We start from the raw sequence: 8,766 nt of genomic DNA on the forward strand, positions 1-8,766 counted from the left end.
TGAGACTGGGGCGCCGCTCAGCCGGTGGCGCTGTTCGACGCGGGTGAGGGTGTCTAAGCCCTGGTCCTTGAAGGAGCGTTCGGCGACCACCGCGGACGGGCCCGAGTGTCCGAGGGCCCGGGCCACTTCGGCCCGGACGAGGTCCAGGAGCACGCGCCGGCGTTCGGCAGCCGGGAGTGCGGCGAGTCCGGCGGCACGGGAGGGGGCGGCGTCGCCGGCCGCGCCCGCGCCGTCCGCCGCCGGGCCGGTGGCGGCGAGGGCCGTGCGGGCCTCGGGCAGGTCGGCGAGGAGGGCGCTGGGGCGGGCGAGGGTGAAGGCGGGCGCGAACCGGTCCCAGTGGACGTCGGCGACGACGACCGTGGTCTCGTCCAGGTCGAGTGCCCGCTGGAGCGCGGCGATCGCGGTGTCCGGCGCCATGGCGGGCAGTCCGCGCCGGCGCAGGTGGGCCTCGGCCTCCTCGCCGCCCGCCATGCCCGCGTCGGCCCAGGGGCCCCAGGCGACGGAGGTGGCGGCGAGTCCTCGGGCGCGGCGCTGCTCGGCGAGTGCGTCGAGGTGGGCGTTGGCGGCGCAGTAGGCGGCCTGGCTGCCGCTGCCCCAGGCGGCGGCGACGGAGGAGAACAGGACGAAGGCGTCCAGGTCCCGGTCGGCCAGGAGTTCGTCGAGGTGCCGGGCGCCGGCCGCCTTCGCGGCCAGGACGGCGGCGAGGTCGGCCGGGGTCAGGGTGTCGGTCGGGGTGAACTGCGGCAGGCCGGCCGCGTGGACGACGGCGGTGAGCGGGTGGTGGTCCTCCGGGAGGGTCCCGAGGAGCTTCGCCAGCTGCTCCCGATCGGTGAGGTCACAGGCCGTGATCGTGACGCGGGCGCCCAGTTCCTCGATCTCGGCGGCGAGTTCACGGGCTCCCGGTGCCTCGGGGCCGCGCCGGCTGGTGAGGACCAGGTGGTCGGCGCCGCCGCGGGCCAGGTGGCGGGCGACGTGGGCGCCGAGGGCTCCGGTGCCGCCCGTGATCAGGACGGTGCCGTGCGGACGCCAGGTCCGGTCGGCCGGAGCCGACGGGGCCGGGGCGGGGGCGAGGGCGCGGGACAGGCGGCGGACGAAGGTCCCGGAGGCCCGGACCGCGACCTGGTCCTCGTCCCCCTTCTCGTGTGCGAGGACGCGGACCAGGCGGTGGGCGGCCCGCTCGTCCAGGGTGGCGGGCAGGTCCACGAGTCCGCCCCAGCGGTCCGGGTGGTCGAGTGCCGCCGAGCGGCCGAGGCCCCAGACCGTGGCCTGCTCCGGGACGGCCGGGGTGTCGGAGCGGCCTACGGCCACCGCCCCGCGGGTGGCGCACCAGAGCGGCGCGGTGGTCTCCGCGTCACCCAGGGCCTGGACCAGCAGGGTGGTCAGGGCCAGTCCGGCGGGGAGTTCGGCGTGGTCGGGGTGGGAGCCGTCGGTGAGCGCGAGGAGGGACAGGACACCGGCCGGCGCCGCCGCGTCGGGTGCGCGGCGCAGCCGGGCCGCGAGTGCGGCACGGGTCTCGTCTGGGCGTACGGGGAGCAGCGTGACCTCGGCGCCGTGGCGGGCCAGGGCGTCGGAGACGGCCGTGGCCGTCGGGCCGTCCTCGCCGCCGTCGGGGACGGCGAGCAGCCAGGTGCCGGTGAGTTCGGCGGTGTCCCGGGTGCCGGTGAGGGGATGCCAGGAGATCCGGTAGCGCCAGGAGTCGACGGCGGAACGGCTGCGCTGGCGCCGGCGCCAACTGGAGAGGGCGGGCAGTACGGAGCTGAGCGGGGAGTCTCCGGCGACCTCCAGCCGTTCGGCGAGGGCGGCCAGGTCCTGGCTCTCGACGGTGTCCCAGAACGCCGCCTCGGCCGGGTCCGCCGTCCGGGCCCCGGTCTCCCCGGGGCCGGCGGGGATCAGCCAGTACGGCTGGTGCTGGAAGGGGTAGGTGGGCAGGTCGACGCGGCGGGCGCCGCGTCCGGCGAACACGGCTTCCCAGTCGACGGGGGTGCCGTGGACGTGGAGGCGGGCGAGGGCGGTGGTGACGGCCAGGCTCTCCGTGAGGTCGCCGCGCAGGGCGGGGACGACGGTGACGGCCCGCTCGTCCACGAGCTCCTGGGTGAGGGCGGTCAGGACGCCGCCCGGTCCGATCTCCAGGAACGTGCCGGTGCCCTCGTCCGCGAGGGTGGTGACGGCGTCGGCGAAGCGGACGGCCTCACGGACGTGGCTCACCCAGTAGTCGGCCGAGCAGAACTCCTCGGCGGCAACGGTCCGCCCGGTGAGGGTGGAGACCACCGGCAGGACGGGAGTCCCGAACACGGTCTCCTCGACGGCCTCACGGAAGGCGTCGAGCATCGGCTCCATCAGCGGGGAGTGGAAGGCATGGGAGACCGCCAGGGCCTTCGTCTTGCGGCCGTCCGCCGCGAGCCGGTCCACGACCGACGCCACCGCGTCCTCCGCACCCGAAACCACCACGGCCGTGGGCCCGTTGACGGCAGCGATCCCCGCACGACCCTCCAGCCCGGCCAGCAGCTCCCACACCTCCTCCTCCGAGGCCTGGACCGCCACCATCACACCGCCCGACGGAAGTGCCTGCATCAGCCGGCCACGGGCGGCCACCAGCCTCGCCGCGTCCTCCAGCGACAGCACACCCGCCGCATGCGCGGCGGCGAACTCCCCGATCGAGTGCCCGGCCAGGAAGTCGGGGCGGACGCCCCAGGACTCCACCAACCGGAACAACGCCACCTCGACCGCGAACAACGCCGGCTGGGTGAACCGCGTCTCGCCCAGCAACTCCACGTCCCCACCGAACACCACCTCCCGCAGGGGAAGTTCCAGGTGCGGATCCAGAGCGGCGCACACGGCGTCGAAGGCCGCCGCGAACACCGGGAAGAACTCGTACAGTTCACGCCCCATCCCCAGGCGCTGGCTCCCCTGCCCCGAGAACAGGAACGCGGTACGTCCGGCGGCCCCCGTCGACGCCGTGCCGCGTACGGTCTCCGGGCCCGGGGTCTCGCCGCGGGCGAGGGTGGTGAGGGCGTGCAGGAGGTCGTCCCGGTCCTGGCCGGTGATGACCGCGCGGTGCGGGAAGGCGGCGCGGGTGGTCGCCAGGGAGAGGGCGATGTCGGTCGTGTCGGGCCGGTCGGCGGACCGGACGTGGGCCAGGAGCCGTTCCGCCTGGGCCCGCAGGGCGTTCTCGTCCTTGGCGGAGATCAGCCAGGGGACGGGCGGCGGCGCGAGGGTCCCGTCCGGGGTGCCGTCCTCCTCGCTGGTGGGGGTGCCGCCCGCCGGGGCCTCTTCGAGGAGGACGTGGGCGTTGGTGCCGCTGACGCCGAACGAGGAGACACCCGCCCGGCGCGGACGGCCCGCCTCCTGCGCCCACTCACGCGCCTCGGTCAGCAGCCGCACCTCCCCCGCCGACCAGTCCACGTGCGGGGAAGGCTCGTCCACGTGCAGGGTCTTCGGCAGCACCCCGTGCCGCATCGCCAACACCATCTTGATCACACCCGCCACACCGGCCGCGGCCTGCGTGTGCCCGATGTTCGACTTGACCGTGCCCAGCCACAGCGGCCGGTCGGCCTCACGGCCGGTTCCGTAGGCCTTGAGCAGGGCCTGGGCCTCGATGGGGTCGCCCAGGGTGGTGCCGGTGCCGTGCGCCTCGACGGCGTCCACGTCCGCGGCGGAGAGTTGCGCGTCCGCCAGCGCCTGGCGGATCACCCGCTGCTGCGCGGGCCCGTTCGGCGCGGTCAGACCGTTCGACGCGCCGTCCTGGTTGATCGCGGAACCCCGGACGACGGCCAGGACCCGGTGGCCGTTGCGGCGGGCGTCCGAGAGCCGTTCCACCAGGAGCATGCCCGCGCCCTCGGCGAGGCCGGTGCCGTCCGCGGAGGCGGCGAAGGCGCGGCAGCGGGCGTCCGGGGCGAGTCCGCGCTGGCGGCTGAAGCCGATGAGGGCGCCCGGGGTGGACATGACGGTGACCCCGCCCGCGAGGGCCAGGTCGCACTCGCCCCGGCGCAGGGACTGGGCGGCCAGGTGCAGGGCGACGAGGGAGGAGGAGCAGGCGGTGTCCACGGTCACCGCCGGGCCCTCCAGGCCGAAGGTGTAGGCCACCCGGCCCGAGACCACGGAGGCGGAGTTGGCGGTGAGGAGGTGGCCCTCCATGCCCTCGGCCTGTTCCGGGGAGAGGCCGAGGGCGTAGTCCTGGCCGTTGGTGCCGGCGAACACCCCGGTGCGGGTGCCGCGCAGGGTGGCCGGGTCGATCCCGGCCCGTTCGAAGGCCTCCCAGGCGGTCTCCAGCAGGAGCCGCTGCTGCGGGTCCATGGACAGGGCCTCGCGGGGGGAGATCCCGAAGAACTCGGGGTCGAACCCGTCCGCGTCGTGCAGGAACCCGCCTTCCTTGACGTAGCTGGTGCCGGGGTGGTCGGGGTCGGGGTGGTAGAGCGCGTCGAGGTCCCAGCCGCGGTTGGCGGGCAGGCCGGTGATGGCGTCGGTGCCTTCGGCGAGGAGGTTCCAGAGGTCCTCGGGGCCGCGGACCTCGCCGGGCAGCCGGCAGCTCATGGCGACGATGGCGACGGGTTCCTCGGCGCCGGTGGCGGCGCCGCGGCCGGGCGTTGCGGGCGCGGCGGTGACCACGGCCGTACCGGGGTGGCCGCCGGGGATCTCCTCCAGGAGGTGGGCGGCGAGGGCGCTGGGGGTGGGGTGGTCGAAGACGGCGGTGGCGGGCAGGCGGACGCCGGTGGCGGCGGAGAGCCGGTTGCGGAGTTCCATCGCGGCCAGCGAGTCGAAGCCCAGTTCCCGGAAGGCCCGGCCGGGGTCGACGGCCCCGGGGGTGGTGTGGCCGAGGACGGCGGCCACCTGGTTGCGTACGAGGGTGAGCACGGTGTCCGCGCGCTCGGCGGGCGGCAGGGCCGCCAGCCGGGACAGTTCGGCGGAGAGGCCGTCGGGGCCGGGTGCGCCGCTGAGGGCGGCGCGGCGGGCGGGGGTCCGTACGAGGGCGCGCAGCAGGGCGGGCACGGGCCCCGCCGACTGGCGGCGCAGTGCGGGCAGGTCGAGGCGTACGGGGGCCAGGGCCGCGTCGTCCAGGGTGCGGGCGGTGTCGAGGAGGCTCAGGCCCTCGTCGGCGGTGAGCGGGACCAGTCCGGCGCGGGCCATGCGCCGCAGGTCCTCGTCGGCGAGCCGGGTCTGGTCGCCGCGTTCGTCCCAGACGCCCCAGGCGAGGGCGGAGGCGGGCAGGCCCTGGGCGCGGCGCTGGTGGGCGAGGGCGTCGAGGAAGGCGTTGCCGGCCGCGTAGGCGCCCTGTCCGGCGCCGCCGAGGGTGCCGGCGAGGGAGGAGAAGAGGACGAAGGCGGCGAGGTCCAGGCCGCGGGTCAGTTCGTGGAGGTTGAGTGCGGCGTCGACCTTGGGGCGCAGGACCAGGTCGAGGTCCTCCGGGGTGAGGGTGTCGACGAGTCCGCCGGCGACGACGGCGGCGGCGTGGACGACGGCGGTGAGCGGGCGGTCGGCGGGGACGGCCGTGAGGAGGGCGGCGAGGGCGTCCCGGTCGGCGGCGTCGCAGGCGGCGACGGTGACGGTCGCGCCGAGGGCGGTGAGCTCCTCCCGGAGTGCGGCCGCCCCTTCGGTCTCGGGGCCGCGGCGGCTGGTGAGGAGGATGTGGCGGACGCCGTGGGTGGTGATGAAGTGGGCGGCGACGAGGCGGCCGAGGGCTCCGGTGCCTCCGGTGATCAGTACGGTGCCGTCCGGGTCGAGGGCGGGGGTGGTGGCGGGCTCGGCGGCGACGGGGACGCGGACCAGCCGGGGTACGGCCATCCGGCCGTCGCGCAGGGCCAGTTGGGGTTCGCCGGTGGCGAGGGCGGCGGGCAGGCGGCGCAGGGAGTCCGGGGTGCCGTCGGTGTCGGCGAGGACGAGCCGGTCGGCGTGTTCGGACTGGGCGGAGCGGACCAGGCCCCAGACGGGGGCGTGGTCGGGGCGGGTGTCCGGGGTGCCGGCGGGGTCCCCGCCGGGTGCGGCGACGGCGTCGCGGGTGAGGAACACCAGCCGGGAGGCGGCGAAGCGGTCGTCGGCCAGCCAGTCCCGCAGCAGCGTCAGGGCGTGCCGGGCGGTCTCGCGGACGGCGTCGGCACCGGCCCCGCCGGCGGTCACGGGCAGGACGGCGGCCACGGTCGCGGGGACGGGGGCGCCGGCCGCGACCGCCGCGGCCAGGGCGGCGAGGTCGGGGTGGACGTCGGGCCGCGGGCCGCCGCTCTCCAGGGCGTCGGCGGTCTCGCGGAGGGCCGCCTCCCCGGTGCCGGCCCCGGGGGCGGAGCCGATGAGGGCCCAGGGACCGGCGGGGGGCGCGGTGTCGGCGAGGGGGTGGGCCGGCCAATCGACCCGGTAGAGGGAGGTGTGGTGGTCGGTGAGCGCGGCCCGCAGGTGTTCCTCGCGGACCTCCCGGAAGGCGAGGGCGCCGATGGTGGCCACGGCGCGGCCGGTGTCGTCCGAGGCGGTCAGGGTCACGGTGTCGGTGCCGGCCGGGGCCAGCCGGATCCGCAGCCGGGTGGCTCCGCCGGCGTGCAGGCGTACGTCCTCCCAGGAGAAGGCCATCCGTCCGGTGCCCATGTCGCCGAGCGGGCCGAAGCCGACGGCGTGCAGGGCGGCGTCCAGCAGGGCCGGGTGCAGCCCGTACCGGTCGGCTTCGGCGCGGGCGTCCTCGGGGAGGGCCACCTCGGCGAACACCTCGTCGCCGAGGCGCCAGGCGGCCCGCAGGCCCTGGAAGACCGGGCCGTAGGCGAAGGAGCGGGCGGCGAGCCCGGCGTAGAAGCCGCCGAGGTCGACGGGGGCCGCGCCGGCGGGCGGCCAGTCGGCGTCCGGTCCGGGGGGCGGGGTGCCGGGGGCGGAGTTCAGCACGCCGGTGCCGTGGCAGGTCCAGGTCTCCTCGGCGGCCGCCGTGTCGGGGCGGGAGTGGACGGCGAAGCGCCGGTCGCCGGAACCGTCGTCCGGGCCGACCGCCACCTGGACGAGGACGCCGCCCTGCTCGGGCAGGACCAGGGGGGCCTGGAGGGTGAGTTCGGCGAGGTGGTCGCAGCCGAGGTGGTCGCCCGCCCGGACGGCCAGCTCGACGAAGGCGGTGCCGGGGAGGACGACCGCGCCCAGCACCTCGTGTTCGGCCAGCCAGGGGTGGGTGCGCGTGGACAGCCGGCCGGTCAGGAGCAGGCCCTCGGCGTCGGCGAGGGTGGTGACGGCGCCCAGCAGGGGGTGGTCCGCCGGGGCGAGGCCCAGGCCGGCCGCGTCGGCCGGGGTGTGCGGGGCGTCCAGCCAGTAGCGCTCGTGCTGGAACGCGTACGTGGGCAGCGGGATCCGGCGGGCGTCCGGGGCGGCGAGGACGGCCGGCCAGTCGAGGGCGACGCCGTGGGCGTGGGCCTCGGCGGCGGAGCGCAGGAAGCGGGCGGTGCCGCCTTCGCCGCGGCGCAGGGTGGCGAGGGCGACCCCTGCGCCGCCCAGGTCGTCGAGGGTCTCCTGGATGCCGACGGTCAGCACCGGGTGGGCGCTGACCTCGATGAGGGCGCCGTGTCCGTCGCGGACCAGGGCGCGGGTGGCCTCGTCGAAGCGGACGGTGTGGCGCAGGCTGCGGTACCAGTAGTCGGCGTCGAGCCGGTCGGTGTCGAGGGCGCCGCCGGTGACGGTGGAATAGAACGGCACCTCGGAGGCGCGGGGGGTGATGTCGGCGAGCGCTTCGAGGACCTGTTCGCGGACCTCTTCGACGTGCGCGGAGTGGGACGCGTAGTCCACGGCGATCAGCCGGGCCCGGATCCCGTCGGCGTCCAGGGCGTCGCGGAGCTCGGCGAGGGCGTCGCCGTCGCCGGACACGACGATGGAGGACGGGCTGTTGACGGCCGCGACGGAGAGCCGCTCGCCCCAGGCGGCCATCCGGGGGGTGAGGCGGTCGAGGGGCAGGGAGACGGAGAGCATGCCGCCCCGGCCGGACAGGGCGATCAGGGCCCGGCTGCGCAGGGCGACGACCTTCGCGGCGTCCTCCAGGCTGAGGGCGCCGACGACGGCCGCGGCGGCGATCTCGCCCTGGCTGTGTCCGGCGACGGCCGAGGGGTGCACCCCGTAGGAGCGCCACAGTTCGGCCAGCGAGACCATCACCGCGAACAGGACGGGCTGGACGACGTCGACCCGGTCGAAGCCGGGGGCGCCGGGGGCGCCGCGCAGGACCTCGGTCAGGGACCAGTCGACGTGTGGGGCGAGGGCCTCCTCGCACGCGTGGATGCGGGCGGCGAAGACGGGGGCGGTGTCGAGGAGTTCGACGGCCATGCCGGCCCACTGGGAGCCCTGGCCGGGGAAGACGAACGCGGGCCGGAGGGTGTCGGCGGCGGTGGCGCGCACCACGTCGGTGCCCTCGGGGGCGGGTGCGCCGGGTCCGGCGTCCGCGTCGGCGAGGAAGTCCAGGGCCCGGTCCAGGGCCGCCCGGTCGGCCGCGAGGAGGACGGCGCGGTGGGCGAAGGCGGTGCGGGTGGTGGCGAGGGAGTGGGCGATGTCGACGGCCGTCGGGGCGGTGGCGCCGGGCGCGGCCGGCAGGGCGGCCAGGTGGGTACGGAGCCGGGCGGCCTGCGCGGCGAGGGCGGCCGGGGTCTTGGCGGAGAGCGGCCAGGCGACGAGGGGGCGCGCGCCGTCCGGGGCGCCGGTCGCGGCTTCCGGCGCACCGTCGACGCCGCCGCTGCCGCTGCCGCTGCCGCTGCCGACGAGGGCCGCCGCCCGGTCGGCGATGGCGGAGCCGAGGGTGCCGGCGCGGCCGGCGATGGCGTGGCCGAGGGT

General features: G+C 77.1%; 1 protein-coding gene. It reads right to left on the reverse strand.

What is annotated here, in order from left to right:
• Positions 1-8,766 (reverse strand): type I polyketide synthase (locus ACFVXK_RS34405; RefSeq protein WP_389619896.1); only part of this gene is annotated, 8,766 nt, incomplete at both ends.

It is taken from the genome of Streptomyces sp. NPDC058157, assembly GCF_042884105.1.
GTDB lineage: Bacteria > Actinomycetota > Actinomycetes > Streptomycetales > Streptomycetaceae > Streptomyces.